Genomic DNA, 26,627 nt, shown 5'->3' on the forward strand with positions numbered 1-26,627 from the left:
GGGTTTTTGTTTATGGGCGGTTTATTTCAGTTCCGGCCAGTAGGCTTTGTTGGCCTCTATCAAGTCATCGAGAATGGACTTGGCCACCGAGGCGCTAGGTACTGTCTTGGAGAGGGTGATGGCTTGCCACAGCTTCTGGTAAGAGTGCTCGACCCAGGCTTCGACCACCAGTTTCTCGACCGCGACCTGCTGGCCCATCATGCCCTGCTGGAACAGCGGGATGCTGCCCACCTGCAACGGCTCTGGCCCGCTACTGCCGACCAGGCAGGGGATCTCGACCATGGCTTCCGGGTCAAAGTTGGGGATGGCGCCGCGATTGGGAACGATCAGCAGCATCCGCTCCTGGGTATTGAAGGCGATGGCGGTTGCCAGGTCAACGATATAGGAGGCGTGCTCATCGATCTCCAGCTCGCCCGCTGCTGAATTACCTGCCTTGACGATGTCGGTACAGGCGGTGAAGACCTGCTTCTCGCGGTGCTCCATCACCTCGTTGGCGCGTGTGTGTTCCGGGTTGGAGTGGGCCACCACATAGTCCGGGTAGAGGTAGTACTTCAGATAGGTGTTGGGCAGGGTATCCGGGTCGAGCGCCCATACATCCTTTGCCTTGGCGAAGGTATCGTTCCAGCTTGCTTCGGCATGGCTGGCGCTATTGGGCACATAGCCGTGGCGGGCGACGTGCTCCTTGATCTTCGGCATCAGGTCGTTGCCTTCCAGATCCTCGATGCGGGTCCACCAGCCAAAGTGGTTGAGGCCGTAGTAGCGTACCCGCATCTCTTTGCGGGATTTGAGACCGGCAATCTGGGCCATGCGCCCCTCGATCCCGATCGGCATGTCGCAGATGTTGAGGATTTTGGCGTTGGGACGCAGGCGACGGGTCGCTTCGGCCACAATGGCGGCCGGGTTGGAGTAGTTGAGCATCCAGGCATTGGGTGAGTACTGCTCCATATAGTCGACCAGCTCCAGCACTCCGCCGATGGAGCGCATGCCATAGGCGATACCGCCCGGGCCGCAGGTCTCCTGGCCGACCACGCCATGACGCAGCGGGATCTTCTCGTCCAGCTCGCGCATCGGATATTTGCCAACCCGGATATGGGCCATGACGAAATCTACATCGCTAAACGCTGCTTTGGGGTCGGTGCCATAGCTGAAGGCGATCTCGGGAGCCTTCTCTTTCAGCAAGATTTTGCAGGCTTCGGCGATGATCTCCTGACGGGCACCATCGTTGTCGTAGAATTTGATCTCCTTGAGCGGGAAGCGATGCTGATTTTCCAGCAACATCAGAACGATACCTGGAGTAAAAGTGCTACCACCACCGGCAATGACTACAGAGAATTTTTTCATGATCATGACTCCATTACTAAAGACGATTGTTGATGACTGTTGTTCATAATCGATTCCATATTTTCACGTACCTGAGGTACATGCAGACCGATAATTACCTGGATACTATCGCCATGGCGGACGACACCATGGGCTCCCAATTTAATAAACTCCTCATCTGCATCTGCTAGCTTGCTGTTAACCAGCGATATTCTTAAGCGCGTGGCACAATTATTCAGACTGCGTATATTTTTGACTCCACCAAGCGCTTCGATAATTTGTGTTGCACTATCACTGCTACGCTGGTTTTTGGCTGCCTGATAATCTGACTTGGAATAAAGCTTTATTTCACTGTCTTCCCGGCCCGGTGTTTTAAGATTGAGCCTGATAATCAGCGCGCGGAATATCAGGAACCAGATGCCGGTAAAGACCAATCCGATAGCGATCTGGGTGAACATCATTCCCGCATGGTTGTGGAACATGGGTATCCAGTTCTGCGGCAGGAACTGGTCGAGCAGACCTCCACCCATGTTGCCGACCACACCAAACAGGTACATCACAGTCGACATGGTGGCTGCCAGCAGGGCGTGGATGGCAAACAGCAGCGGCGAGATGAAGAGGAAGGTGAACTCCAGCGGCTCGGTGATGCCGACCAGAATGGCGGTCAGGGTGGCCGGGATCAGCAGGCCTGCAACCTTGGCCTTGTTCTCTTTGGCTGCCGTGGCATAGATGGCCAGGGCAATCCCCATGGCACCGAAAATCTTCGAGTTGCCATGCAGGGCAAAGCCACCCTGAGGGAACTGTTCAATCAGCGGGCGAGTGCTCTGGCTGAACTCCAGCATGTGCTGCGCCCAGTAGAGTTGAATGCCCCCCTCTACTGCCGCTGGGCCGAAGATGAAGGGGCCGTAGATAAAGTGATGCAGGCCGGTCGGGATCAAAATCCGCTCGAGGAAGGTGTATACCCACACCCCGACCGGACCCGAGATCAGCATGAAATTCTGCAGGGAGGCGATGCCCATCTGTACTTTTGGCCAGCCAAGCAGGGTCAGCCAGGCACAGGGGATCATCACGAAGAAGGCGACAATGGTGACAAAGGAGCTGCCCTGAAATATGCCGAGAAAGACCGGCAGTTGGCGATCAAACAGGCGGTTGTGCAGTGCCGTCACGATGCCGGAGATGACGATGGCCCCTATGATGCTGGTATCCAGGGTCTTGATCCCCGCTACCATGGCGAGGCCACTTTCACCCCCTACATCCTGACTGAAGTCGACCCCGAAATAACTGCCCCAGGTCATGCCCATGGCGTTGATAAAATAGTTCCAGGTCATGAAACTGACCAATACAGCCAGACAGGCTCTGGCTTGTGCCTTATTTGCCAGACCGATTGGCAGGCCAATCGCAAATATAAGCGGCATATTCCTGAATACTGTCCAGCCACCTTCTTCAATAATATGGATGATCTGGAAGAATAATCCTTGTGGGTTTGCCAGTGATTCACCGACAAACATCGGGTTTTTCAGCATAATTGCAATGCCTACTACCATACCTGCAAAAGGAAAAAGCAGTACAGGAGTGAACATTGCTCCGCCAAAACGTTGAATTTGACTGAGCATATATTGTCCCTTGGTTGAAATAGCTAATCGAATCCTTGCCGGTGTTGCCAGATGCAAATTAGCAACGATAAAAAGAGACCTCATGAAATATCTTGGAATAATGTGATCTGACGCATGCAGTTATTTAGACAAAGATGTCTAACTTTTGCGATATTGTTGTACCTCTTGGTTTCGTGATGTTCTTGCAGCTTTAGTTGAAAGTTAAGTTATTGTTTTTAAGCAATTTAGTCACTTGATTAAGAATAAGATGGTTGGCGTTGTGACCACAGGAGATGTCTAGCAGTGATCTATAAATCGGTGGCTGATCGACTCAGGATCAGGGTAAACGGTGCCGAGTGCCGGGTGGGAGATGTGTTGCCCGGCGAAAAAGCGCTGGCAGAACAGTATGGCGTCTCCCGCATGACCATTCGCAAAGCGGTAGACATGTTGATCGAGTGGGGATTGGTCGAGCGGCGCCACGGCAGCGGCACCTATGTGACAAAAAAGGATGTCCAGCATGAGACCAAAGGGCTGAGCGGGTTTACCGAACTGATGCGCGAGCAGGGGCGCACTTTGACCAGCCAGGTGTTGGAATTTCGCACCATGCCTGCGCCACCGGCCATCGCCAGTCAGCTGAGGGTGAAGGTGAATGAACCCGTCTATTACTCCAGCCGGATCCGCTCGGTGGATGGTCGGGCTCTGCTGCTGGAAGAGAGCTATATGCCGGTCAGACTGTTTCGCAATCTGTCGGTCGCCCATCTGGAAGGGTCCAAATTCGACTACATCGAACGGGAGTGCGGCATCGCGATTGCGGGCAACTATGAGTGCTTCAGTGCCGTGCTGGCGGATCGGGCTACTGCCGAGCTGCTCCATATCGAGCAGGGGGCCCCTATCCTGCGGCTCACCTCACTCTCATACAGCGAGAGCGGAGAGTTCCTCAACTACTCCATCATGTTCCGTAATGCCAACGACTATCACGTTGACTACCACCTCCACCGTGCCCGCGGTTAGTGCCTGGCTGATGAGGCAGCGTGTCGTTGAAAGAGGGGAGAGCCTGCGAGGGAGGCATTGGCCATAACTCCTCCCTCGGCCCATGCAGATCAAAATAATCAACTCAAATGTTAGTTATCCTTGCTGCCGGATCCGGATGTAGGCAGTGGGGGATGCATGAGCGTGATTGAAGCGATAACCATGGTGGCCGGTATGGTTTATCTGGTGTTGTTGGCGTGGCAGGTGCGCACCGGCTGGCCGGGGCGTCTTGCGCTCGGCCTGCTGGGGCTGGTCTGGTTGCTGGCGGCCGACAGCCTGCTCTGGCTCGCATTGGGGACGGTCACCGCCGTGCTTGCCCTCCGGCATCAGAGGCGGCCGCTGCCCGTGTTCGGGGCGATCGACAGTCAGCAGTTGCGGGCAGGCACTCGCCATCTGCTGCTGCTCTGCTGGGGGCTGGTCACAGTGCAATACAGCCTGCATATCTGGCAGTTGGGACAGGGGATGAGCCCCTGGCTGGTGCGCCCGGACGTGGTGGATGCCTTCCTGCCCATCGCCGGTGGCCTCGGGCTGCGGGCCTGGTTCGCGCAGGGGTTGGTGGATCCCCACCATCCGGCGGCCACCGTCACCGTACTGGTACTCTCCCTGTCGGCCCTGCTGCTGGGGCGGGCGTTCTGTGCCTGGTTCTGTCCGCTCGGGCTGGTGGGGGAATGGCTGCATGGCCTGCGCCACCGGTTGCTGCCGGGGGAGTGGAGCCCGCCGCGCTGGTTGGATCTTGCCCTGCGCACCCAGAAGTTTCTGGTGCTCGGCTTTCTGCTCTTCATCATTCTGCTGGCGGTGCCGGCTGCTGCCCTGCCCGGCTACTTCACCAGCCCCTACCATCAGGCGGCGGATATGAAGATGGGTGCTTTCTTCTTCAACCTGACCCTGATCTCGGGTCTGTGCCTCGGCTGGGTGTTGCTGCTTACCGCGACCTTTCGTCAGGGATTCTGCCGCTACCTTTGCCCCTATGGCGCCTGGCTCGCCCTGCTGGGGCTACTGACGCCGCTGCGCATTCGCCGTGACTCGGCCCGCTGCCTGCGAAGCCAGGGTCATGACTGCGACAAGTGCAGCCGGGCCTGTCCATCGCGCATTGCGGTGCACCAGCTTATTGCGGTACGCAACCTGGAGTGCACCGGCTGCCTGAGCTGCGTGGCCGCCTGCCCCAAGCGGGTCGAGGCCCTGCACCTTGGCAGCAAGGTGAAGCGGCTTGCACCGAGCCGTTTGCTGGGGCTGCTCTGCCTGTTGCTGCTGGTGCTGCCGTTGCTCGCGTATGGCCTGCTGGAGATCTGGGTCAGCCAGACGCCGCTGGCGATACGGGCTCACCTGTTGCAACTGTTGCCACAGCTGACCCATTAACCGGGGAGGGTGACTGTGTAACCATGGCGCAAGGTCACAGGGTATGCACATGGACACCCTCGGGTGTCCGTTTTCTTATTCGGGTGGGAGTGGGCTGAGGGGGAGGCAGTGCAGACCGACTGGCTTACAGGCTGGCGAAATCCATCTCGGGCAGGGTTTCAAAGCCGGGGCGGGCAAACAGATAGCCCTGCATCAGGCTGATGCCCATCTCCCGCAGGCAGGCCATCTCTTCGCGGGTCTCGATCCCCTCCGCCAGCGGGGTGATCTTCAGCTCCGCAAACAGTGCCAGACAGTGGCGCACTATGGCTTGCCGGGTCGGGTCATGGTCGATGCCGCGCAGCAGGTGCATATCGAGCTTGACGATGTTGGGGTGAAAATCGGCCAGCAGGTTGAGGCCCGAGTAACCGGCGCCAAAGTCATCGATCGCCGTTTTGAAGCCGAGCGCCTGATAGTGATCGACGATGCCGCGAAGATGCTGGCTATCCTGCACCTGCTCCACCTCGGTCAGCTCGAACATGATCTGCTCGATGGGGAAGAGGTGCTCGCGGGCTGCCTGCAGGGTGGTGCGGATGCAGCGTTCCGGACGGTAGACCGCATTGGGCAGAAAGTTGATGCTCAGCATGCCCCGCATATCGAGCCGGGCGGCCAGCGCGATGGCCTTGATGCGGCACAGTTGATCGAAGCGGTAGCGGTTGTCGTCGTTGACCCGGGCAATCACGCTCTGCGCCGGCTCGTTGTTGAGCCCTCGCACCAGCGCCTCGTAGCCGAAAATAGTGCGCTTGCTGCAATCGACGATGGGCTGAAAAGCCATGGTGAAGTCGAAGTCTAGATCCACCTGCTCCTGACACTGCTGGCAGATTGACGGGGCGGGGGCGGCAGGTATGTTCATGACGTTCCTCTGATTGGCCGTGGCGGCGCTGGGCACTGTCTCAAATGATAACAGCTCATTGCCCCCTGTAGGTTCGATTAGCGCAGCGTAATCGGACGAACGAGAGGCTTTGGTTGCGGTTGTTGCCGTGAAGCCGGGGCGGCCAGCCGGAGTTGGAAATTCGGCTGGCGGTTATGGCGGGAGAGCCTATTTACGCGAACGTCCGATTACGCCTGACGGCTAATCGAACCTACCGAGGTGATAATTCTTCGCTAATTAAGCCTGTAGCTTTATTATTAGCATTGCTAAAATATGGAGCGAAGTCTATGGGAAAGCGAAATTTTATTATTGTGATGTTTTGTGTGTTGGTTTTGGTTAGTGCTCCGTTACTTCTCTACATCTATATATTTGCACCAATCTCACATTATTCATTATCTACATCTGATCAAGCGTGGTCGAATTTTGGTAGTTTTATTGGCGGCACAATAGGAACTATTTTTTCTTTTTTGACATTCCTTGGCGCTGCGTTTGCAGTTTACTATCAAAAGAAGCAATTAGATGTACAGAAAGCCACAATGAAATTAGAAGAAATTCTTAGTTTGCTTTCTAGGCATTCTGAACGATTAGATGTGTTAATTTATACTAGTCCACAGTTATACCCTCATCAATATATAGAACTAAATGAGCTTGACCCCAAAATGAAAGCTTATATAGAAGGTAGCTTTATTAGCATATTGGCAGCGTTGGGTACGTTATCACTGAGCAAGAAGTATAACAAAACGTTTAATGTGCCTGACTCAAATGTACCAGATGGTTTTATATCTGGCTTTTTACAACAAAGTGCCTCATTAATAAACGTTGAGTTAAATAGCTATGGCCATTTGTTATCTATATATAAAAATAGTGATGGTGATCATGAGCTTGTTGGTTTTTATGAAGGCAAGTATTCAGCGTTAATTTGTTGGTTGAATGTAGTTGGATTGCTCAATGCGCCATTAATTAATGATCATGTTGATTTTATTGTATTAGAGAATGTCCTCGTAGGTAATAATTTTAAAGATTATTCATCTTCTATTTAAAAGTTATTTTTATAAAAAAAGGCGCCTCGCGGCGCCGTTTTTAATATCACTGACTCAACCAGAATCACTGCAGCAGGGAGATATCCGCGACTTGCAGGAACAGGTTGCGCAGGTTGTTCAGCAGTGCCAGACGGTTGGCCTTGAGGGCTTCGTCGTCGGCCATCACCATCACTTCGTTAAAGAAGGTATCGACCGGCTCGCGCAGGGCGGCCAGACGGGTGAGGGCAGCCTGATAGTCACCGGCAGCGAACAGCGGGGCCAGTTCGGCTTGCAGTTCGGCAACCTGGGTGGCCAGCGCCTTCTCGGCGGCATCGACCAGCAGTTCCGGTTTGACGGCAGTCGGCAGTTCGCCTTCGACCTTGGCCAGAATGTTGCTCACGCGCTTGTTGGCGGCAGCCAGTGCCAGTGCGGCATCCAGCGTGCGGAAGTGGCTGACGGCCTTGACGCGGCGATCGAAGTCGAGCGGACGGGTCGGGCGGCGGGCCAGTACGGCCAGCACCACGTCGGCACCGATGCCTTCGTCCTGATAGGCGGCGCGGAAGCGGCCCAGCATAAAGTCGACCACGTCGGTAACGACGGTTTTGTTGGTCAGCTTGTCGCCGTAGACGCGTACCGCTTCTTCAACCAGTTCAACCAGATCCAGATCCAGCTGCTTCTCGGTCATGATGCGCAGGGCACCGATGGCAGCGCGACGCAGGGCGAACGGGTCCTTGTCACCCTTCGGCAGCATGCCGATGCCGAAGATACCGGCCAGGGTGTCGAACTTGTCGGCCAGCGCGACGGCGCAGGCAACCAGACCGGACGGCAGGGCATCACCGGCAAAGCGCGGCATGTACTGCTCGTTGAGGGCCACGGCCACCGCTTCGTCTTCGCCATCGTGACGGGCGTAGTGCATCCCCATGACACCCTGGGTGTCGGTGAACTCGCCGACCATGTTGGTCATCAGGTCACACTTGGAGAGCAGACCGGCACGCTTGGCCTGAGCCACGTCGGCGCCGATACGCTCGGCGATAAAGCCGGCAACGGTCTCAATGCGCTCGACCTTGGCCTTGACGGTGCCCAGCTGTTGCTGGAACAGCACGGTTTCAAGGCGCGGCAGGCGGGAGGCCAGAGTCTGCTTGAGGTCGGTCTTGAAGAAGAACTCGGCGTCAGAGAGACGGGGGCGAACCACCTTCTCGTTGCCGCTGATGATCTGGCTCGGGTCTTTGGACTCGATGTTGGTGACGAAGATGAACTTCGGCAGCAGCTTGCCGTTCTTGTCGTAGACCGGGAAGTACTTCTGGTCACCCTTCATGGTGTGAACCAGTGCCTCGGCCGGAACGGCCAGGAACTTCTCTTCGAAGTTGGCGGTCAGCACCACCGGCCACTCGACCAGTGCGGTCACTTCTTCCAGCAGGGCGTCGTCCAGATCGGCCACGCCACCGAAGGCGGCAGCGGCCGCTTCGACGTCAGCCTTAATCTTGGCCTTGCGCGCCATAAAGTCGGCAATCACCATGCCGCGCTCCTGCAGGATCTGCGGGTACTGGCTGGCGTTGTCGATGGTGAATTCGCTCTCGCCCATAAAGCGGTGACCGCGGATGGTGCGGGCAGAGTCGATACCCAGAATGTGAGCAGGAACCAGCTCGCCATCCAGCAGCAGGGTCACGGTGAAGACCGGACGCACAAACTGGATGGTCTTGTCGCCCCAGCGCATCATTTTCGGGATCGGCAGTTTGGCCAGTGCGGAGGCAACCAGTTCGCCCAGCAACTCTTTGGCCGGACGGCCTTCGACCTTGGCGGTGTGAACCAGCCACTCGCCCTTGTCGGTGACCAGACGCTCGGCCTGCTCAACGGTGATGCCGTTGCCACGGGCCCAGCCTTCGGCAGCCTTGGTCGGTTTGCCTTCGGCATCGAACGCCTGAGCCACGGCCGGGCCGCGCTTCTCGACGCTCTTGCTCGGCTGTTCGCCGGCCAGCTCGCTCACTTTCAGCGCCAGACGGCGCGGTGAGGCAAACCACTCGACGTCGCCGAAGGCCAGATCGGCCTTGGTCAGTTCGGCTTTGAAGTTGTCGGCAAAGGCTTCGGCCAGGGAGCGCAGGGCTTTGGGCGGCAGCTCAGCAGTACCGATCTCTACCAGAAATGTATGTTGTGCCATGTCCGTTCCTTAACCTTGCTTGTTCTCACTGCGCTGACACATAGGGAAGCCCAGCGCTTCGCGGGAGGCGTAGTATGCCTCTGCCACGGCCTTGGTCAGGGTGCGAATGCGCAGGATGTAGCGCTGACGCTCGGTGACCGAGATGGCCTTGCGGGCATCCAGCAGGTTGAAGGAGTGAGCGGCTTTGAGGATGCGCTCGTAGGCAGGCAGCGGCAGCGGTTTTTCCAGTGCCAGCAGATTCTGGGCTTCCTTCTCGTACTGCTCGAAGCAGTGGAACAGGAACTCCACGTCGGCGTGCTCGAAGTTGTAGGTGGATTGCTCCACTTCGTTCTGGTGGAACACGTCGCCGTAGGTGGTCTTGCCCAGCGGGCCGTCAGACCAGACCAGATCGTAGACGCTGTCGACGCCCTGAATGTACATGGCCAGACGCTCGAGACCGTAGGTGATCTCGCCGGTGACCGGCTTGCACTCGAGGCCGCCAACTTGCTGGAAGTAGGTGAACTGGGTCACTTCCATGCCGTTCAGCCACACTTCCCAACCCAGACCCCAGGCACCCAGAGTCGGGTTTTCCCAGTTGTCTTCCACGAAGCGGATGTCGTGGATCTCAGGATCCATACCCAGCTCTTTCAGAGAGCCCAGATAGAGTTCCTGAATGTTGTCGGGGGAAGGCTTGATGATCACCTGGAACTGGTAGTAGTGCTGCAGGCGGTTCGGGTTTTCACCGTAGCGGCCGTCAGTCGGACGGCGGGACGGTTGCACGTAAGCGCAGGCGATGGGCTCCGGGCCCAGGGCACGCAGACAGGTCATGGGGTGGGAAGTACCGGCACCCACTTCCATATCCAGCGGCTGAATGATGGTACAGCCCTGGCGGGACCAATAGTCCTGCAGCTGCAGGATCAGGCCCTGAAAGGTTTTGACATCGAATTTTTGCATAATTTTTTTCGCGCGAAATGAAAATCAGAGCAAGATTTGCTGAATGTGAACCGAGGGAGTATACCGTCTGGCATGGTCGGATAATAGGCGAAATTGCAGCGGATTCGCGGGATGGTGCTGCGCTCTGGCTGGTCGGGCGGGTTGTCCGGTATATGATGTGAGCAGTGCCGCCTGTAGAGTGGGCAGGGTCGGGGAAACCGCTGAAATAACGAGGGAGAGGAAATGGAACTGCGCTGCGCCTGGGTGACCAAAGACCCGGAATACATTGAATACCATGACAAACAGTGGGGCAGGCCGGTCTATGACGCCCGCGAGCTGTTTGCCAAGCTCTGCCTAGACGGCCAGCAGGCGGGGCTGTCGTGGATCACCATCCTCAAGCGCACCGAGAGCTATTACCGCGCCTATGCCGACTTTGATCCACAGCGTATCGTGCAGTTCGACGAGCAGGATGTGGAGCGGCTGATGCAGGACAGCGGCATCATCCGCAACCGGCTCAAGGTGCAGTCGATCATCAAAAACGCCCGCGCCTATCTGGCGCTGGAGGCCGAGGGCATCGACTTCGTCGATTATCTGTGGGGCTTTGTCGGCGGCGCCCCCATCGTCCACCAGCGCCAGGGCAACGGCGACATTCCGGCGACCTCACCGGAGTCGGATGCCATGTCCAAGGCGCTCAAGAAGCGCGGCTTCACCTTCGTCGGCAGCACTATCTGCTACGCCTTCATGCAGGCGGTGGGCATGGTGAACGATCATCTGGTCAGCTGCCCTTGCCATGCCGAGTGTCAGTTACCGCGCTGACAGCCCGCCGATTGGCCAAAAAAACACCACTCTCGCCATCTGTTCAGGCTTGCGTCAGACAATGGCGTGCCAGCGCGTTACAATCCGGCCCCCGGCATGGTGCCGGATTGTTTTCACAGAGGTTTTTTCATGCGAGCCAAGATCCTGGTGCCTGCTCTGGCACTGACCGTTGCCCTGAGCGGCTGTACCACCAACCCCTACACAGGTGAATCCCAGACCTCCAAAGGTGCCTGGGGCGCGCTGGCTGGCGCCGCTGCCGGTGCGGCCGTAGGTGCGCTCTCCTCCAGCAAGGGTGACCGCAAGAAGGGCATCCTGACCGGCGTTGCTGCCGGCGCGGCGCTGGGCGGCGGTATCGGCTACTACATGGACGTGCAGGAAGCCAAGCTGCGCGAGAAGCTGCAAGGCACTGGCGTCAGCGTGACCCGCAATGGCAATGAGCTGATCCTCAACATGCCGAACAACGTCACCTTCGACAGCTCCAGCTCCCAGCTGAAAGCGGCCGGTGCCAACACCCTCTCCGGCGTGGCCATGGTCGTTGCCGAGTTCGACAAGACCCGCCTGAACGTGGTCGGTCACACCGACAGCACCGGTTCCCGCGATCTGAACATGAAGCTCTCCCGCGATCGTGCCGATGCCGTTGCCGCCCAGCTGATTGGTCAGGGCGTAGCAGGTAGCCGCATCTCCACCACTGGCGTGGGCCCGGATCAGCCGGTTGCTACCAACAGCACCGCCGCTGGCAAAGCCCAGAACCGCCGCGTGACCATTACCCTGACCCCGACCGCCTAAGTCGTTCAGGTTTCGGTAACGAAAAGGCCCCGCCAGTGATGGCGGGGCCTTTCTATTGGCGCAGTTGCGAGCAATGGCGCCTTGTTGTTTGCGAGCAATGGCGCCTTGTTGTTTGCTCCCTTCTCACCTCGTGGGAGAAGGGGCGGGGATGAGGGGGATAAGCGCCTCTTAGACCGCCGCTGTCAGCTGCACTTCCACCTTGTAGCCTTCGTGGGCGAGGCGGGCTTGTACGCAGGCGCGCACGGGTGCGGTGCCAGCCGGGATCCAGGCATCCCACTGCTCGTTGAAGGCAGCGATGTCCTGAATGTCTTTGAGATAGATATTGGCCATCAGGATCTTGTCGACGCCGGAGCCGTTGGCTTCCAGCAGGCGTTGCAGGCTCGCCAGCACTTCGCGGGTCTGCTGGTGGATGTCGGCCTCTTCGCTGACGGGCACTTCCACCACGTAGAGGGTGCCATTGTGGATGACGACGTCTGACCAACGCTGGGTGGTGCCGATTCGGGTAATGGTTGTCATGGAGTGCTCCGGTACGGGGGCTTAGTGACCCTTGCGGATCAGATAGCGGTAGGGGGCCTGCTCTGTCTCGCTGGCGACCAGGGTGTGATCCATAAAGCGGCAGAAACTGGGGATGTCGCGGGTGGTTGAAGGATCGTCGGCGCTGACCAGCAGGGTCTCGCCATCCGCCATCAGCCGCACTTTCTTGCGAACCATCATAACGGGTTCCGGGCAACGAAGCCCGATTGCGTCCAACTCGTGGGTCGCATCGCAGAATAAATCACTCATCTATTATCAACCTTCAACCTATTCGGCTGCCAATGATACTCAGGGCTAAAAAATAATCAAACAAACGCCCCATCAACCAGCATATGTAACCGAAATGTTATTCGACCCTATCCAGCTTGCGCCGGACGAGTAATATAAAAATTGAACCATATTCAACAAGGAGGTGAATATGCAGGTCTCCTACGGCAGATTACAAGCCTATGCAGGCATGGGGTTCTTGTCCTTCGCCATGATAGTGATGGGCAGCCCGATCGGGAATACCGGTACCTGGTTCGGCTCCATGGTGATGGTCGGGTTGGGGCTCTGGATCGAGCTCAGCGATTACTATGACGAGGATGAGGACGAGAACGATCAATCCTGAATCGGATGACGATTCAACAACAAAGGCGGAGCAATTCCGCCTTTGTCATTTCTGCCGTTTGGCTATGTGCCCGGATCAGCGGGTCGATCGCATCGCCCGCTCCAGATGCAGCGCCGTCTGCTCCGGGTTGGCCTTGGGATCGTTGAAGAAGTTGCTCAGCACATCGAGGATCGCCTGCCGCATATTGGTCGGCGTCGCCATCCCTTCCGCCATGCTGGGCAGCAGGTTGTCCTGCTTTTCCGCCAGCAGGAAATCCTGATAGGAGCGGACGGCGCAGCGGTCGAATTTGCTCATGTCGGGATTGGTCAGCGCCGGGATCGACCCCTTCACTCGATTGAACTCCTCCTGGAATTTTGGCGTCATCAGCAGCTGGGCCAGATCCCCCTGCGCCTGCAGCTGGGCTGGATCCCGCTGTTTGAACATGGCGATGGAGTCGAGGTTGTAGCTGAACAGTCCGGAGCTGCCCGGGCTCGGCAGACAGGCGATATCCTCACCCGGCCGGTAGTTGCCCGCGCTCAGCTCCCCCTTCACCCAGTCCCCCATCACCTGCATGGCGGCGCCACCGCTCTCCAGCAGATTGGTGGCCTGATGCCACTTCAGACCGGCGTATTTTTGCGGCACGTAGGCGCGCAGCTGCTGGAAGCGGGTCAACACCTGCACCATGTCGGGGCCGGTCAGGGTGGCGCTGTCCTGCTCGAGGAACGCCTTGCGATAGAATTCTTTACCGCCCTCACCGAGCGCCACCGTTTCAAACAACACTGCCAGCTGCCAGGGCTCGTTGCCAATGGCGAGCGGGGTGATGCCCCGTTTTTTAAGCTGGTCGGCGACGGTGACAAACTGGGCCCAGTCGGTGGGCGGAGTCAGCTTATTGCGCTCGAAGATCTTGCGGTTGAGCCACAGCCAGTTGACCCGGTGGATGCCGGTGGGCACCGCCATCAGGGCGCCATTCTGGCTGAGGGTGGCACGCACCATGGGCGGCATCTGGCTGTACCAGCCGAGGTGCTCGGCCATAGGGGTGAGATCGCGCAAAAAGCCGAGTCCGGCCCACTCCTTGAGCTCGTAACCCTTGAGGTGGGCCGCTTCGGGCGGGTTGGCCGCCAGCGCCCGGCTCTTCAATACCGTCATGGCGCTCTTGCCGCCGCCGCCCTGTACCGCGAAGTCGTTCCATTGGTTGCCCTGTTTGGTCCACTCGGATTTGAGCACTTCGACCGCTTTCGCTTCGCCGCCGGACGTCCACCAGTGCAGCACTTCCACCTGGGAGGCGGCAACGGGAGCAGAGAGCAGGGCGATGACAGAAAAAGACAACCACTTCATAAGGTTACTGCCTTGGTAGGGAGAGCGTGGCCTGCAGGCCACCTTGCGGACGGTTTTCCAGCACCAGATCGCCACCGTGGGCGTGGGCTATGTTGCGGGCGATGCCAAGGCCGAGGCCGGTGCCAGCCTGATCGGTACTGAGCCGGTAATAGGGTTCGAAGATACGCTCGAACTGATCGTCCGGCAGGCCGGGGCCCTCATCCATGATGAAGAGGATCAGCATCTCCTCGTCATCCATGATGATGATGCGCACCCGCTGGCCGTACTTGATGCCGTTGTCTACCAGATTGCCGATGCAGCGCTTGAGCGCCAGCAGCTTGCCGCGGTAGGGCCACTTGCAGTGGCCTTCGATGGTCAGCCGCTCGTCGTGCAGGTTCATCGACTCCGCCATCTGCTCAAGCAGGGCGTTGATGTCGATCTCCTCGATATTCTCGTGAATGTCGGTCTCTTTGACCGTCTGCAGCGCCCCTTTCACCATCAGCTCCAGCTCGTCGAGATCCTTGTTGAACTTGGCGATCTGTACCTCGTCGTCGAGCAGTTCGACCCGCAGCCGCAGCCGGGTGATGGGGGTCTTGAGGTCGTGGGAGATGGAGCTGAACAGCCGTTCCCGATCATCGATATAACGGCGAATACGGTGCTGCATGATGTTGAAGGCGCGGGTGGCCGCCACGATTTCCGACGCCCCTTCCTCTTTGAGCGAAGGCTGATCGATATCCTTGCCGAGATTCACCGCCGCCTTGGCGAGACGGCGCAGCGGGCGGGTCTGCCAGCGCACCAGCATAAAGGTGAAGAAGCAGAGGAACACCGTCATCAGGGCGATGAAACGCACCTGGTTGCTCGGCATCACGGTATCGTCGAGGGTCATGTAGGGGGCGGGCAGCAGGGCCGCCAGATAGAGCCACTCCCCCTTTTCAATCTCGATCTGGGTCACCAGTACCGGTGGATTGAGCGGCTCCAGCGACAGTGTGTAGCGGGCCCAGGAGGAGGGAAGATCCGCCAGCAAGGTGTCGTTGTTGAAGACGTGGAGGTCGTCGGGCCGGGAGAAATCCACCTTGATCGCCATGGCGTCGGAGAGCTTGCGGGTCAGCACTCCCTGCACCTCCTCCAGCACCTGCGTCTTGCGTTCGCTGTCAGGGATGGCGTTGATGTGGATTTCCTCTTCGTTGAGCGAGACGAAGAAGCGGCTGCCCCCCATGTTGCGCAGCTGGTCCAGCGCGATATGGCGATACTGCAGCGGCAGGGATTTGAAGAAGTTGACGGTGGAGGCGGCAGACATGGCGAGGTTGCGGGTGGTGCTGAGCATCCCCTCCAGTTCCCGCTTCTGGATCTGCTGCATCCAGATGCCGGTCAGAATGGTCTGGGAGAGCAGGATGGCCAGCAACAGCAGCAGGATCATCCGTGACAACAGGGAGCGGGGCACCAGCGCCCCCCAGGACCACTTGTTGCTCATGGCAGCTCGTGCACCTCGGCAATCAGCATGTAGCCACTGCCGCGAATGGTCTTGATGATGCGCGGGCTCTTGCCGTTGTCGCCCAGCTTCTGGCGCAGACGGCTGATCTGCACGTCGATGCCGCGCTCCATCGGCAGACTTTCGCGACCGCGGGTGGCATCCGAGATGGTGTCGCGATCCAGCACCACGCCGGGCTGTTGCAGGAACATGCCGAGCAGCATGGCATCGCTGCCGGAGAGATCCAGCAGGCTGCCATCGTCATGGGTCAGCTGGTGGCTCAGGGTGTCGAGGGTCCACTCGGCAAAACGCAGGCGGCGGCTCGGCTCTTTCTCTTTTTCCGGCTGGCGGAATTCGGCGCGGCGCAGCAGCGCCTTGATGCGGGCCTGCAGTTCGCGGGGGCTGAACGGCTTGGCGATATAGTCGTCGGCGCCGAGTTCGAGGCCGATCACCCGATCCGCTTCGTCGGAGGCGGCGGTCAGCATGATGATGGGCACCTGGGAGTCACGACGGATCTGCTGGCAGAGGGTAAAACCGTCCTCGCCGGGCATCATGATGTCCAGAATAATCAGGTCCGGGCTGTGCTGGGCGAGTTGCTGGCGCATCTCGTTGCCCTCCGCCGCCGTCAATACCTGAAAGCCCGCCCGGGTCAGGTACTCATTGAGCAGCTCGCGGATCTCTTGGTCGTCATCGACGATCAGCAGTTGTTTGCTCATTGACATATGTATGTGCATCCACCCATTTTTTTGTGCAGATTGAACCTGTCGGGGGAGTAAAAAGCAAGCAAGCCCCCTATCTAATGTGAGGTTTAAGGCAATAACAGCCTATTGATAAGATTAAAACGAAAAAAGGCCGACCCAAACGGGACGGCCAACAGACAGCTTCTGACCACTGACGAGCACCCCGTGTGGCGATCGTCACAGACTTGAAAAGGGGCCAGTCAGACTGGCCCCGAAAAGGGACAACTCTCAGTAGTGCATCCCGTCGATCCGGCTGGTTATCACACCCGTTCAAACACGGTGGCGATGCCCTGGCCCAGACCGATACACATGGTGGCAACCCCCAGCGTGGCATCCTTCTCCTCCATCAGATTGATGAGGGTGGTGGAGATGCGCGCACCGGAGCAGCCGAGCGGGTGACCCAGCGCAATGGCGCCGCCGTTCAGGTTCACCTTCTCGTCCACCTGATCCTGCAGACCCAAATCTTTCACGCAGGGCAAGGACTGGGCGGCAAACGCCTCGTTCAGCTCGAACAGGTCGATGTCACCGATGGTCAGACCGGCCCGTTTGAGCGCCTTCTGGGTCGCCGGAACCGGGCCGTAACCCATGATGGCGGCGTCGCAGCCGGCGATGGCCATGGCACGAACCCTGGCGCGCGGCGTGAGGCCGAGGGCCTTGGCACGATCCGCGCTCATCACCAGCATGGCGGCGGCGCCATCGGACAGGGCCGAGGAGCTGCCGGCGGTGACGGTGCCGTTGACCGGGTCAAACACCGGGCGCAGCTGGCTCAGGGTTTCAACCGTGGTCTCGGGACGGATTACCTCGTCATAGTCGTAGAAGAAGCGGGCGCCACTGGCGTCATGGCCTTCCAGCCCGACGATCTCCTTGGCAAAACGTCCTTCCACGGTTGCCGCGTGAGCGCGGCGGTGGGAGCGGGCGGCAAACTCGTCCTGCTGCTGACGGCTGATGCCGTGCAGCTTGCCGAGCATCTCGGCGGTCAACCCCATCATGCCGGAGGCTTTCGCCACCGACTTGGCCATGCCGGGGTGGAAGTCAACGCCGTGGCTCATCGGCACGTGACCCATGTGCTCGACGCCGCCGATGATGAAGATATCCCCGTCACCCACCTGAATGGCGCGGGAGGCGTCGTGCAGCGCCTGCATGGAGGAGCCACACAGGCGGTTGACGGTCACCGCCCCCACCTGCTTCGGAATACCGGCCAGCAGCGCGGCGTTGCGGGCGATGTTGAAGCCCTGCTCCAGGGTCTGCTGTACGCAGCCCCAGTAGATATCCTCGATCTCGTTCGGGTCGAGGTTGGGGTTGCGCAGCAGGATGGATTTCATCAGGTGCGCGGACAGATCTTCTGCACGCACGTTGCGGAAGGCGCCGCCCTTGGACCGGCCCATCGGGGTCCGGATACAGTCGACAATGACTACGTCTTTCATGAATGGATCTCCTTTCCGCAATCAGTAGAAGGTTTTGCCCTGGGCCGCCATCTCACGCAGCTTGTCGCTGACGCGGTAGAGCGGGCCCAAGTCGGCATACTGGTCGGCCATGGCCACGTAGCGATCCAGACCAATGGTGTCCAGATAGCGGAACACGCCGCCGCGGAAGGGAGGGAAGCCCAGACCGTAGACCAGTGCGATGTCGGCTTCGGCTGGCGTGGCGACAATGCCCTCTTCCAGACAGAGCACCACCTCGTTGATCATCGGGATCATCATGCGAGCGATGATGGCGTCCTTGTCGAAATCCTGTTTCGGCTTGGCAATGAGGGCCAGCAGCTCGTAGCTGGCGGCGTCGGCCACCTTCTTCGGCTTGCCCTTCTTGTCCTGCTCGTAGGCGTAGAAGCCCTTGCCGTTCTTCTGACCGAAGCGGTTGACCTCGTACATCACGTCGATGGCGGTGCGACCTTCCTTGCTCATGCGTGCCGGGAAACCCTGTGCCATCACGTCGCCGGCATGGTGACCGGTGTCGATGCCAACCACGTCCAGCAGGTAGGCGGGGCCCATGGGCCAACCGAACTCCTTCTCCATCACCTTGTCGACGGCCGCGAAGTCAGCACCATCGGCGACCAGCTTGTTGAAGCCGAAGAAGTAGGGGAACAGCACCCGGTTGACGAAGAAGCCCGGGCAGTCGTTGACCACCACCGGGGACTTGCCCATGGCGGCGGCATAGGCCACCACGCGGTTGATGGTTTCATCGGAGGTCTGCTCGCCGCGGATGATCTCCACCAGTGGCATGCGGTGCACCGGGTTGAAGAAGTGCATGCCGCAGAAGTTCTGCGGGCGCTTCAGACCCTTGGCCAGCAGGGAGATGGGGATGGTGGAGGTGTTGCTGGCGAGCACGGCGTCTTCGCCGATGATCCCTTCCACTTCGCCCAGTACGGCGGCTTTCACTTTCGGGTTCTCGACCACGGCTTCGACCACTACGTCCACGCCTTTGACGTTGTCATAGCTGAGGGTCGGGGTAATGGCAGAGAGCACCTGGCCCATCTTGATGCCGTCGATGCGGCCCTTTTCGAGCTGGCCGTTGAGCAGCTTGGTGGCTTCGCCCATGCCAAGTGCCAGCGCCTTCTCGTTGATATCCTTCATCACCGCCGGAATGCCCTTGCTGGCAGACTGGTAGGCGATGCCGCCACCCATGATGCCGGCACCCAGTACGGCGGCGTGACCAGTGGCCTTAGCTGCCTGCTTGGCCGCCTTCTTGGCCAGCGCCTTGATGTGCTGATCATTCAGGAAGATGCCGACCAGCGCCTTGGCCACGTCGGTTTTGGCCAGCTTGATAAAGCCCTGAGCCTCGACGGCCAGCGCCTCGTCACGGCCCATGCCTGCGGCGGCCTCGACAGTTTTCACCGCCGTCATCGGTGCCGGATAGTGTTTGCCCGCCACAGCGGCAACCATGCCGGCGGCGGTGGTGAAGCTCATCATGGCTTCCAGTTTGGAGAGGCGCAGCGGCGCTTTCTTGGCGGCGCGGCGGCTCTGCCAGTCCAGCTTGCCCGCGATGGCGTCCTTAATCATCTGCAGCGCAGCGCTCTGCAGCGCGTCGGGTGCGACCACGGCATCTATGGCGCCCACCTTGAGGGCGTCATCGGCACGGTAATCCTTGCCGGTGGTGATCCACTCCAGCGCGTTGTCGGCGCCGATCACTCGCGGCAGGCGGACAGTGCCGCCAAAGCCCGGCATGATGCCGAGTTTGGTCTCGGGCAGGCCAATCTTGGCGCTGGTGTCAGCCAGACGGAAGTCTGTTGAGAGAATGGTCTCGCAGCCGCCGCCCAGAGCGTGTCCCTTAATGGCGGAAAGGGTCGGGACCGGCAAATCTTCGATGGCATTGAAGATGTCGTTGGCCTTTTTCAGCCAGCCGAGCAGATCTTCTTGCGGCAGATCGAACAGTTCCAGGAATTCGGTAATGTCGGCACCGACGATAAAGGCGTCTTTGCCGGAAGTGAGGATCAGACCTTTTAGTTCACGTTCTTGTTGTAATGCGGCGATCGCTTCGCTCAGGGAGAGCAGGGTAGCGCGATCCAGCTTGTTGACTGAACCCGGGGCATCAAACCTCAGCTCGGCGATGCCGTTTTCGAGGTAGCTGACCGACAGGGTTTCGCCTTGGTAGATCATGAGAGTGTCTCCTTGTTCCCACTCAGTGGGGAGTGGTGCTCCTTAATCCCCAGCAGGGGGCGAGGCTCACTATTGATCCAAAAGGAGACATTTTCAACACCTATTTAAAACATTTGTTTAACAGATCTCGAGTAAAAGCTCTTCATCACAAAACGGGCGAAAGAGAGGCGCCTTGCGGCGCCTCCGATAGATGTGAGTTTGTTATCAACTGGCCAGTTCAGGCCGGTTGCGATACTGGTTAAGCACCTCGGGATCGGCGAGGGCATGAGTATTGTTGACGGGCCGATTGTGCACCACTTCCCGCACCGCCAGTTCGACGATCTTGCCGGACTTGGTGCGGGGGATGGCATCCACCTGCAGGATGCGGGCGGGCACGTGGCGGGCGGTGCAGTGCTGTTTTATCTGCTGGCGGATCCGTTCGCGCAGCGGCTCGTCCAGCTTGCAGCCCGCCTTGAGCTTGACGAACAGCACCACCCGTTCGTCCTGCTGCCACTGCTGGCCGATGACAATGCTCTCCTCCACCTCGTCCAGCTGCTCGACATAGCGGTAAATCTCGCTGGTGCCGATGCGCACGCCGCCCGGGTTGAGGGTGGCGTCGGAGCGGCCATAGAACAGAATGCCGCCGGTCGGGGTCAGCTCGATCCAGTCGCCGTGACACCAGATGTTGTCGAACCGTTCGAAGTAGGCGGCGTGGTATTTGTCGCCATTTTCGTCGCCCCAGAAGTAGATGGGCTGAGCCGGGAACGGCTTGGTGCAGACCAGCTCGCCCTTCTCCCCCTGCACCGGCTGACCCGCTTCGTTGAATACCTGCACCGCGAGACCGAGGCCGCGCCCCTGACTCTCACCGCGATAGACGGGGCTGAGCGGGTTGCCGATGACGAAGCAGGAGCAGATATCGGTGCCACCTGAGATGGAGCTGAGCTGCACATCCTGCTTTATCTGCTGGTAGACGTAGTCGAATCCCTCCGGGGAGAGCACGGAGCCGGTGCTGCAGATGAGGCGCAAGGCAGACAGGTCGTGGCTCTTGATGGGGGCATAACCTTGCTTGTGCAACGCATCGAGATACTTGGCCGAGGTGCCGAACAAGCTGACCTGCTCGTCGCGGGCCAGATCCCACAGCACGTTGCCATCCGGGTAAAATGGCGAGCCGTCATAGAGCACCAGGGTGGCGCCGGAGGCGAGGGCGCTTACCAGCCAGTTCCACATCATCCAGCCGCAGGTGGTGAAGTAGAAGATCCGCTCCCCCGGTTTGATGTCGCAGTGCAGCTGGTGTTCTTTCAGGTGTTGCAGCAGGGTGCCGCCGATGCCGTGCACGATGCACTTGGGTTTGCCGGTGGTGCCGGATGAATAGAGGATATAGAGCGGGTCATTGAAAGCTATGGACTCAAACTGGAGGCTGGCGTCCGGCTGGCTCGCCAGCACTTGCTGCCAGTCGTGACCAAGCTGCAGCGGGTTGCCGAGCAGGGGGATCATCACCGTCTGCTCTATGCTGCCTAACTGGCTCACCACGCTGGCGACCTTCTGTTGAATGTCGATAGCCTTGCCGTTGTAGCGATAGCCATCCACCGCAAACAGCACTCGTGGTCGGGTCTGGCCGAAGCGCTCTACCACGCTGGCTTCGCCAAAGTCGGGGCTGGTGGAGGTCCAGATTGCCCCCAGACTGGTGGTTGCCAGCATGGCAACCACGGTTTCCGGAATATTGGGCAGATAGGCGGCGACCACATCGCCACGACCAATCCCCTGATGACGCAGCCACTGCGCCAGCCGGGCAACCTGATCACTCAGTTCACCCCAGCTAAGAGTACGGCTTGGACTTCCTTCGATACGGGAGATGATGGCCGGGCTCTCGTCCTGACGGCGCAGCAGGTTTTCGGCGAAGTTGAGGCTGCTGTCGGGGAACCAGCGGGTGCGCTGCATATCCTGACGGTTCTCCGCCACTATGTTGCCGAGCTCGCCCTTGACGCCGCAGTGCTGCCATACCAGCGGCCAGAAACGGGTGGTCTTCTCCACCGACCATTGATAAAGCTGCGGGTAGTTCTGCAACTGCAAGCCGTGGAAACGGTTCACCTCCGCCATAAAACGGTAGAGGTTGGATTGCTGCATCCCGAGCGGATCCGGTTGCCACAGGCAGAGGTTGTCCATGAGTAATCCCTGACTTCATGTATCTACCGGCAGTGTATTGAATTGTTTTTGATTTGTTAATAATTGGTTTTCTGTTGATAACAAACACGTTTGTAACGTATGCGTTACCTCACGAAGCGGCAGCTTGACGGGTCGAGCCGCCAAGCGCTTGATGTTATGCTGCAATCACATTCACCTCGGAGCAGGACGCCATGAGCAGCTACAGCCAACTTTTTGCCCAGCACCTCGATACCTTGCAGCAGCGCACCCGCGACATTCTGCAACAACAGGGGCTCAGCGGACTGGCCATCCACTCCGGCCAGACCCACCGCATCTTCCTCGATGATCAGGATTACCCGTTCAAGGTAAACCCCCACTTCAAGGCCTGGTTGCCGGTGCTGGACAATCCCCACTGCTGGCTGCTGGTGGACGGGGTGAACAAACCAATCCTGCTGTTCTACCGCCCGGTGGATTTCTGGCACAAAGTAGCGGATCTGCCCAATGCCTTCTGGGTCGAGTTCTTCGATATCCGTTTCCTGACCCGGCCGGAACAGGTGGCCGACCATCTACCTGCCAACAAGCAGGAGTGGGCCTATTTGGGCGGTCATCTGGAAGTGGCTGAACTGCTGGGGCTGACCCAGCCCAATCCGGAGGCGGTGCTCAACTACCTGCACTATCACCGCGCCTACAAGACACCTTACGAGCTGGAGTGTCTGCGCGAGGCGAACCGGATTGGGGTACGCGGCCATATCGCCGCCAAGGACTCCTTTATGGCGGGGGCGAGCGAGTTCGAGATTAATCTGGCCTACATGAAGGCGGTCGGGCAGGGGGCCAATGAGGCGCCCTACGGCAATATCGTCGCCATCAACCGCAACGCGGCCATCCTTCACTACACCCATTTGTCTGCCTTGCGGGTGCCCGATGCGGAGCGCCACTCCTTCCTGATCGATGCCGGCGTCGATTTTCATGGTTATGCCTCCGACATCACCCGTACCTGGGCGTGGCGGCGTGGTGAGTTTGCCGATCTGATTGCAGCCCTCGACGAGCAGCAGCAGGAGATCATCAAGGAGATCAAACCGGGTCGCCGCTACAGCGAGCTGCATCTGCAGATGCACCACAAGCTGGCGCGCCTGCTGCAAGCGACCGAGCTGGTGGATATGTCGGTAGACGAGATGATCAACACCGGGGTGACCAATGTCTTCTTCCCCCACGGCCTCGGCCACTTCCTCGGTTTGCAGGTGCACGATGCGGGTGGTTTCATGCAGGATGAGCGCGGCACCCATCTGGCGGCGCCCGAGCTGTTCCCCTATCTGCGCTGCACCCGGGTGATGGAGGTGGGTCAGGTGTTCACCATCGAGCCGGGGCTCTACTTCATCGACAGTTTGCTGGAGCCGCTGCGTCAGGGCGAACAGGGCAAGCGGGTCAACTGGAACAAGGTGGAAGCGCTGCGTCCGTTCGGCGGCATCCGCATCGAAGACAACGTGGTGCTGCACGCCAACGGGGTGGAGAACATGACCAGACAAGCAGGACTCTGATGGCTGCTGCGTACTCCATTCCGGCTGCCCCGCTGGAGTTGACCGAAGAGATAAAGAAGAGCCGCTTCATTACCCTGATCGCCCACACCCCGACCGTCGAGGCGGCCAAGGGGTGGGTCAACGAGATCAAACGCCAACATCCGGCCGCGCGCCATCACTGCTGGGCGTTTGTGGCGGGTGCGCCGCAAGATAGTCAGGTTTATGGCTTCAGCGATGACGGCGAACCTTCCGGTACTGCGGGCAAGCCGATCCTGGCCCAGTTGATGGGCTCGGGGCTCGGTGAAATCTGCGCCGTGGTAGTGCGTTACTACGGCGGCATCCAGCTTGGCACCGGTGGACTGGTCAAAGCCTATGGGGGCGGCGTCGGTGCCGCCCTCAAGCAACTGCCCACCCTGCTCAAGGTGCCACTCACTCCCTCTCTCATTCACTGCGATTACGGTGACATGGGGACGGTCGAGTCGCTGATCAGCAGCCATAATGGCGAATTGCTGGCGGCGGATTACGGTCAGCAGGTCACCTTGCAGGTGGCGTGGGAGTCCTCGGTTTGGGCTCAGGTGGACCGTGAATTGACCGACCGGACTCATGGGCGGGTATCCCTCAGCCCCTTAGATGGCTAGAATCCATCGCTCTTTAATTGGGGAAAGGGAGCTGTAATGCACATTCTGAGCATTATTCGCATTGTTGGCCTGCTGGTTGCGCTGTTCAGCTCGACCATGCTGTTGCCTGCACTGGTGGCTTTTGGCTATCGGGATGGTGGTGGTGCCGAGTTCGTCAGCTCTTTTCTGATCGCCCTGCTGCTCGGCGTGGTGCTCTGGTTTCCCAATCGCTATCACAAGAAGGAGATGCGCTCGAAAGAGGGCTTTCTGATTGTGGTGCTGTTCTGGACCGTGCTGGGCAGTGTGGGGGCTGTGCCCTTCATCATGAGCGATGTGCCGGATATGTCGGTCTCGGAGGCTTTCTTCGAATCTTTCTCCGGCCTGACCACCACTGGCGCAACGGTACTGACCGGGCTCGATAATCTGCCCAAGGCGTTTCTGTTCTATCGCCAGCTGCTGCAGTGGCTGGGGGGGATGGGGATCATCGTACTGGCAGTGGCCATTCTGCCACTGCTGGGGATCGGGGGTATGCAGCTCTATCGTGCCGAGATCCCGGGGCCGGTGAAGGATACCAAGGTGACGCCGCGCATCGCCGAAACGGCCAAGGCGCTCTGGTTCATCTATCTGCTGCTGACTGCGCTCTGTGCCTTGGCATACTGGCTCGCCGGAATGACGTTGTTCGATGCGGTTTGCCATTCGTTCTCGACGCTGTCGGTCGGTGGCTTCTCCACCCACGATGCCAGCATCGGTTTCTTCAACAGTCCGGTCATCAACCTGATTACCGTGGTGTTCCTGTTGCTGGCCAGCGTGAACTTTGCGCTCCACTTTACCGTCTTCTCCCACCGCCCGGTGCGGCTCGGGCGCTACCTTTACGATTCTGAACTCAAGGTGTTCCTGGCTATCCAGGCAACCTTGGTGATGATCTGCTTTGTCGCCTTGCTGACCCACGGACACTACGCCACCTGGCAAGAGGCGCTCAACCACGGGTTGTTTCAGGCGGTCTCTCTGGGTACCACCACCGGCTACAGCACCACTACCTATGCCGACTGGCCCTCGTTCCTGCCCATGCTGCTGATGTTTTCCGCCTTTATCGGCTGTTGTGCGGGCAGTACCGGCGGTGGCATCAAGGTGATGCGTTTTATGATCCTGTTCATGCAGGGGATGCGCGAGTTGAAGCGGCTGGTTCACCCCAGAGCCATCTATACCTTGAAGCTGGGGAATCGGGCGGTGCCCGAGCGCATCGTCGAGGCGGTGTGGGGCTACTTCGCCACCTATATTATTCTCTTCTTTATGTTCATGTTGCTTTTGCTGATGACGGGACTGAACGAAGTGACCGCATTCACCGCTGTGGCTGCGGCTTTCACCAACGTAGGCCCGGGTTTGGGAGAGGTATCAGCCAACTTCGGCAATATCTCGCCGGCGGCCCAGTGGGTACTGGTGTTGGCTATGTTGTTTGGTCGATTGGAAATTTTTACGCTTCTGGTACTGTTTACTCCTGCATTCTGGCGTAGTTGAGGTTGTTATGGACAAGATTCTGGTGCTTTATTCCTCTCGGGATGGCCAAACCCGCAAAATAGTCGATGTCATGCTGGAGCAGATGCCGGGATGCGAAGTGGTGATGCATGACCTGCATACCTTGCCGATGTGCAACCTCAGCAAGTATGCCAAGGTCTTGATCGGCGCCTCCATTCGTTATGGCAACTTCCACCCCAGCTTGTTCAGCTTTATTCACGCTCATCAGGAGCAGCTGGAGGTGGCCAATGCGGCCTTCTTCTGTGTCAACCTGACGGCCCGCAAGCCAGAGAAGCAGACGCCGCAAACCAATGCTTATATGAAGAAGTTCCTGCGCCTCTCCCCCTGGAAGCCGAAAACCCTGGGGGTGTTTGCCGGTGCGCTGCAATATTCCCGCTATAACTGGTGGCAGACGCGCATCATCCAGCTGATCATGAAGATTACCGGTGGCAGTACAGACACCAGTAAGGACATTGAATTTACCGATTGGGAAAAGGTGCGCAGCTTTGCACGCGAATTCTGGTCAAAAAGGTAGCTGTGTGATGTGAATTAAGGTTTTTTTGCCCGAAACAGCCCCGCCGATGCGGGGCTTTTGTTTAATAAAACAACGGTTAAACCTGAAAGTTGTAAAAAATGCCATTTTTTGCAGTTTTCCTCTTGTCATCCCGGCGCGGCTCCCTATAATGCGCCCCTACCAGCACGGCGGAGCACGCCAAACTGATGAGCCAGCTTC

The 26,627-nt window shown here is 58.8% G+C and carries 23 protein-coding genes; 10 read left to right on the forward strand and 13 right to left on the reverse strand.

All coding sequences use genetic code 11. The features are described 5' to 3' along the window. Positions 1 to 21 precede the first annotated feature (21 nt). Both G5137_RS18415 and G5137_RS18420 read right to left on the reverse strand, forming a co-directional pair. Complete coding sequence (locus G5137_RS18415; RefSeq protein WP_206692012.1) at positions 22 to 1,347, reverse strand: 6-phospho-alpha-glucosidase; 1,326 nt, start codon at positions 1,345 to 1,347, stop codon at positions 22 to 24. After that, a complete protein-coding gene (locus tag G5137_RS18420; protein WP_421255778.1) occupies positions 1,344 to 2,933 on the reverse strand; it encodes an alpha-glucoside-specific PTS transporter subunit IIBC in 1,590 nt (529 codons plus the stop codon). The genes G5137_RS18415 and G5137_RS18420 overlap by 4 nt, the downstream gene beginning before the upstream one ends. 282 nt (positions 2,934 to 3,215) lie before the next feature. Here G5137_RS18420 and G5137_RS18425 point away from each other — a divergent pair, with 282 nt between their 5' ends. Together G5137_RS18425 and G5137_RS18430 are read left to right on the forward strand one after the other, a co-directional pair. Continuing rightward, positions 3,216 to 3,923 carry a GntR family transcriptional regulator gene (locus G5137_RS18425; RefSeq protein WP_227341655.1) on the forward strand — a complete coding sequence of 236 codons (708 nt, stop codon included), beginning with the start codon at positions 3,216 to 3,218 and terminating at the stop codon, positions 3,921 to 3,923. Positions 3,924 to 4,079: 156 nt separating this feature from the next. Then, positions 4,080 to 5,297, forward strand: a complete 1,218-nt coding sequence (locus G5137_RS18430; RefSeq protein ID WP_421255774.1) for a 4Fe-4S binding protein — start codon at positions 4,080 to 4,082, stop codon at positions 5,295 to 5,297. Between the two features lie 124 nt (positions 5,298 to 5,421). On the opposite strand, the gene G5137_RS18435 is transcribed toward G5137_RS18430, so the two are convergent. After that, on the reverse strand, positions 5,422 to 6,186 hold the full coding sequence (locus G5137_RS18435) for an EAL domain-containing protein (protein WP_421173137.1): 765 nt from the start codon (positions 6,184 to 6,186) through the stop codon (positions 5,422 to 5,424). Positions 6,187 to 6,338: 152 nt separating this feature from the next. Between G5137_RS18435 and G5137_RS18440 the strand changes: the two genes are divergently transcribed. Next, on the forward strand, positions 6,339 to 7,244 hold the full coding sequence (locus G5137_RS18440; RefSeq protein ID WP_216993381.1) for a hypothetical protein: 906 nt from the start codon (positions 6,339 to 6,341) through the stop codon (positions 7,242 to 7,244). Between the two features lie 64 nt (positions 7,245 to 7,308). Here the strand turns inward: G5137_RS18440 and glyS are convergent, their stop codons facing one another. After that, complete coding sequence (gene glyS, locus G5137_RS18445) at positions 7,309 to 9,378, reverse strand: glycine--tRNA ligase subunit beta (protein ID WP_005342445.1); 2,070 nt, start codon at positions 9,376 to 9,378, stop codon at positions 7,309 to 7,311. Between the two features lie 9 nt (positions 9,379 to 9,387). Then, positions 9,388 to 10,311, reverse strand: a complete 924-nt coding sequence (glyQ, locus tag G5137_RS18450) for a glycine--tRNA ligase subunit alpha (protein ID WP_005339464.1) — start codon at positions 10,309 to 10,311, stop codon at positions 9,388 to 9,390. A 222-nt stretch (positions 10,312 to 10,533) separates the two neighbouring features. Here glyQ and G5137_RS18455 point away from each other — a divergent pair, with 222 nt between their 5' ends. Further along, on the forward strand, positions 10,534 to 11,106 hold the full coding sequence (locus tag G5137_RS18455; RefSeq protein WP_421255775.1) for a DNA-3-methyladenine glycosylase I: 573 nt from the start codon (positions 10,534 to 10,536) through the stop codon (positions 11,104 to 11,106). Between the two features lie 129 nt (positions 11,107 to 11,235). After that, positions 11,236 to 11,892 (forward strand): OmpA family lipoprotein, encoded by a 657-nt coding sequence (locus G5137_RS18460; protein WP_005339468.1) that lies wholly within the window; start codon positions 11,236 to 11,238, stop codon positions 11,890 to 11,892. Between the two features lie 168 nt (positions 11,893 to 12,060). Here the strand turns inward: G5137_RS18460 and G5137_RS18465 are convergent, their stop codons facing one another. Together G5137_RS18465 and tusA are read right to left on the reverse strand one after the other, a co-directional pair. After that, positions 12,061 to 12,408, reverse strand: coding sequence for a RidA family protein (locus G5137_RS18465; protein ID WP_005355943.1), 348 nt, complete (start codon positions 12,406 to 12,408; stop codon positions 12,061 to 12,063). Positions 12,409 to 12,429: 21 nt separating this feature from the next. Next, positions 12,430 to 12,675, reverse strand: a complete 246-nt coding sequence (gene tusA, locus G5137_RS18470; protein WP_216979834.1) for a sulfurtransferase TusA — start codon at positions 12,673 to 12,675, stop codon at positions 12,430 to 12,432. Positions 12,676 to 12,844: 169 nt separating this feature from the next. Here tusA and G5137_RS18475 point away from each other — a divergent pair, with 169 nt between their 5' ends. Continuing rightward, entirely contained in the window at positions 12,845 to 13,036 is a 192-nt protein-coding gene (locus G5137_RS18475) for a hypothetical protein (protein WP_005339471.1), read from the forward strand. Positions 13,037 to 13,111: 75 nt separating this feature from the next. On the opposite strand, the gene G5137_RS18480 is transcribed toward G5137_RS18475, so the two are convergent. The 6 genes from G5137_RS18480 to G5137_RS18505 all read right to left on the reverse strand — a co-directional run bounded on the left by G5137_RS18480 (position 13,112) and on the right by G5137_RS18505 (position 22,272). Then, positions 13,112 to 14,350: an ABC transporter substrate-binding protein gene (locus G5137_RS18480; RefSeq protein WP_337073722.1), complete on the reverse strand. Its 1,239-nt coding sequence runs from the start codon at positions 14,348 to 14,350 to the stop codon at positions 13,112 to 13,114. Positions 14,351 to 14,354: 4 nt separating this feature from the next. Beyond that, positions 14,355 to 15,800, reverse strand: coding sequence for an ATP-binding protein (locus G5137_RS18485; RefSeq protein ID WP_005339474.1), 1,446 nt, complete (start codon positions 15,798 to 15,800; stop codon positions 14,355 to 14,357). Beyond that, the gene (locus G5137_RS18490; RefSeq protein ID WP_005339475.1) at positions 15,797 to 16,519 is read right to left on the reverse strand and encodes a response regulator; all 723 of its coding nucleotides are present in this window, start codon (positions 16,517 to 16,519) and stop codon (positions 15,797 to 15,799) included. The genes G5137_RS18485 and G5137_RS18490 overlap by 4 nt, the downstream gene beginning before the upstream one ends. 278 nt (positions 16,520 to 16,797) lie before the next feature. Next, positions 16,798 to 17,961, reverse strand: coding sequence for an acetyl-CoA C-acyltransferase FadA (gene fadA / locus G5137_RS18495; protein ID WP_042032774.1), 1,164 nt, complete (start codon positions 17,959 to 17,961; stop codon positions 16,798 to 16,800). A 21-nt stretch (positions 17,962 to 17,982) separates the two neighbouring features. Beyond that, entirely contained in the window at positions 17,983 to 20,130 is a 2,148-nt protein-coding gene (gene fadB / locus G5137_RS18500) for a fatty acid oxidation complex subunit alpha FadB (RefSeq protein ID WP_421255776.1), read from the reverse strand. 204 nt (positions 20,131 to 20,334) lie between these two features. Further along, positions 20,335 to 22,272 carry an acetoacetate--CoA ligase gene (locus tag G5137_RS18505; RefSeq protein WP_421255777.1) on the reverse strand — a complete coding sequence of 646 codons (1,938 nt, stop codon included), beginning with the start codon at positions 22,270 to 22,272 and terminating at the stop codon, positions 20,335 to 20,337. 191 nt (positions 22,273 to 22,463) lie between these two features. Here G5137_RS18505 and pepQ point away from each other — a divergent pair, with 191 nt between their 5' ends. Genes pepQ through hemG form a run of 4 tightly spaced genes read left to right on the forward strand, consistent with a single transcriptional unit; the run spans position 22,464 to position 26,429 of the window. Next, positions 22,464 to 23,786 (forward strand): Xaa-Pro dipeptidase, encoded by a 1,323-nt coding sequence (gene pepQ / locus G5137_RS18510; protein WP_111901187.1) that lies wholly within the window; start codon positions 22,464 to 22,466, stop codon positions 23,784 to 23,786. After that, on the forward strand, positions 23,786 to 24,403 hold the full coding sequence (locus G5137_RS18515) for a YigZ family protein (RefSeq protein WP_106844541.1): 618 nt from the start codon (positions 23,786 to 23,788) through the stop codon (positions 24,401 to 24,403). The genes pepQ and G5137_RS18515 overlap by 1 nt, the downstream gene beginning before the upstream one ends. A gap of 36 nt (positions 24,404 to 24,439) precedes the next feature. After that, positions 24,440 to 25,897 (forward strand): TrkH family potassium uptake protein, encoded by a 1,458-nt coding sequence (locus tag G5137_RS18520; protein WP_005339482.1) that lies wholly within the window; start codon positions 24,440 to 24,442, stop codon positions 25,895 to 25,897. 7 nt (positions 25,898 to 25,904) lie between these two features. Continuing rightward, a complete protein-coding gene (gene hemG, locus G5137_RS18525) occupies positions 25,905 to 26,429 on the forward strand; it encodes a menaquinone-dependent protoporphyrinogen IX dehydrogenase (protein ID WP_005339483.1) in 525 nt (174 codons plus the stop codon). Positions 26,430 to 26,627 lie beyond the last annotated feature (198 nt).

It is taken from the genome of Aeromonas sp. 600282, from assembly GCF_049175755.1.
Lineage (GTDB): Bacteria > Pseudomonadota > Gammaproteobacteria > Enterobacterales > Aeromonadaceae > Aeromonas > Aeromonas veronii_A.

Coding starts and splice junctions, on each gene's coding strand:
- G5137_RS18420 (WP_421255778.1), bottom strand. CDS start 2,933: ATGCTCAGTCAAATTCAACGTTTTGGCGGAGCAATGTTCACTCCTGTA.
- fadB (WP_421255776.1), bottom strand. CDS start 20,130: ATGATCTACCAAGGCGAAACCCTGTCGGTCAGCTACCTCGAAAACGGC.
- tusA (WP_216979834.1), bottom strand. CDS start 12,675: ATGAGTGATTTATTCTGCGATGCGACCCACGAGTTGGACGCAATCGGG.
- G5137_RS18475 (WP_005339471.1), top strand. CDS start 12,845: ATGCAGGTCTCCTACGGCAGATTACAAGCCTATGCAGGCATGGGGTTC.
- glyQ (WP_005339464.1), bottom strand. CDS start 10,311: ATGCAAAAATTCGATGTCAAAACCTTTCAGGGCCTGATCCTGCAGCTG.
- fadA (WP_042032774.1), bottom strand. CDS start 17,961: ATGAAAGACGTAGTCATTGTCGACTGTATCCGGACCCCGATGGGCCGG.
- G5137_RS18435 (WP_421173137.1), bottom strand. CDS start 6,186: ATGAACATACCTGCCGCCCCCGCCCCGTCAATCTGCCAGCAGTGTCAG.
- G5137_RS18460 (WP_005339468.1), top strand. CDS start 11,236: ATGCGAGCCAAGATCCTGGTGCCTGCTCTGGCACTGACCGTTGCCCTG.
- hemG (WP_005339483.1), top strand. CDS start 25,905: ATGGACAAGATTCTGGTGCTTTATTCCTCTCGGGATGGCCAAACCCGC.
- G5137_RS18515 (WP_106844541.1), top strand. CDS start 23,786: ATGGCTGCTGCGTACTCCATTCCGGCTGCCCCGCTGGAGTTGACCGAA.
- glyS (WP_005342445.1), bottom strand. CDS start 9,378: ATGGCACAACATACATTTCTGGTAGAGATCGGTACTGCTGAGCTGCCG.
- G5137_RS18490 (WP_005339475.1), bottom strand. CDS start 16,519: ATGTCAATGAGCAAACAACTGCTGATCGTCGATGACGACCAAGAGATC.
- G5137_RS18415 (WP_206692012.1), bottom strand. CDS start 1,347: ATGATCATGAAAAAATTCTCTGTAGTCATTGCCGGTGGTGGTAGCACT.
- G5137_RS18520 (WP_005339482.1), top strand. CDS start 24,440: ATGCACATTCTGAGCATTATTCGCATTGTTGGCCTGCTGGTTGCGCTG.
- G5137_RS18430 (WP_421255774.1), top strand. CDS start 4,080: ATGAGCGTGATTGAAGCGATAACCATGGTGGCCGGTATGGTTTATCTG.
- G5137_RS18480 (WP_337073722.1), bottom strand. CDS start 14,350: ATGAAGTGGTTGTCTTTTTCTGTCATCGCCCTGCTCTCTGCTCCCGTT.
- G5137_RS18505 (WP_421255777.1), bottom strand. CDS start 22,272: ATGGACAACCTCTGCCTGTGGCAACCGGATCCGCTCGGGATGCAGCAA.
- pepQ (WP_111901187.1), top strand. CDS start 22,464: ATGAGCAGCTACAGCCAACTTTTTGCCCAGCACCTCGATACCTTGCAG.
- G5137_RS18485 (WP_005339474.1), bottom strand. CDS start 15,800: ATGAGCAACAAGTGGTCCTGGGGGGCGCTGGTGCCCCGCTCCCTGTTG.
- G5137_RS18455 (WP_421255775.1), top strand. CDS start 10,534: ATGGAACTGCGCTGCGCCTGGGTGACCAAAGACCCGGAATACATTGAA.
- G5137_RS18465 (WP_005355943.1), bottom strand. CDS start 12,408: ATGACAACCATTACCCGAATCGGCACCACCCAGCGTTGGTCAGACGTC.